Consider the following 397-nt stretch of genomic DNA (forward strand, 5'->3'; position numbering starts at 1 on the left):
ATCATGGCAAGCGTTAACCGCCACACCAGGGTTGTCGTCAAGACCCACTCCATTTGGAACCGCCGCGTCTCCTCATCGTTGAACCAAAGGCTCCATAACTTCAAAGCGATAGTGGCACGTGACCAACAGCTCGACATTCATAAGCGTGCGGCTTGAGTTTTTTGAACCAAATTTCCAACCGATAGGGATCGGATCGATGCTGGCTGCAACAAATGCCGTGGCTGCCGCTCTTTGCATTGCACGGCCCAAGCAATGACCGATGTCAGCTCGGAAGTTGAGCGAGAGCAAAGCAACACGGTTGCCAAAGGGCCATTTCAACGTTTCCTGCGCATTATTGGCCCCGGCTTCATCACCGGCGCCTCGGATGACGACCCCTCAGGGATAGGCACGTATAGCC

Annotated in this window: 1 pseudogene; it reads left to right on the forward strand. The window is 54.4% G+C overall.

Features of this window, described 5'->3' with window-relative positions:
- Positions 1 to 252: 252 nt before the first annotated feature.
- Positions 253 to 397: pseudogene (locus EOA27_RS42900) on the forward strand (divalent metal cation transporter); the annotation flags it as partial.

It is taken from the genome of Mesorhizobium sp. M2A.F.Ca.ET.037.01.1.1, assembly GCF_003998075.1.
GTDB lineage: Bacteria > Pseudomonadota > Alphaproteobacteria > Rhizobiales > Rhizobiaceae > Mesorhizobium.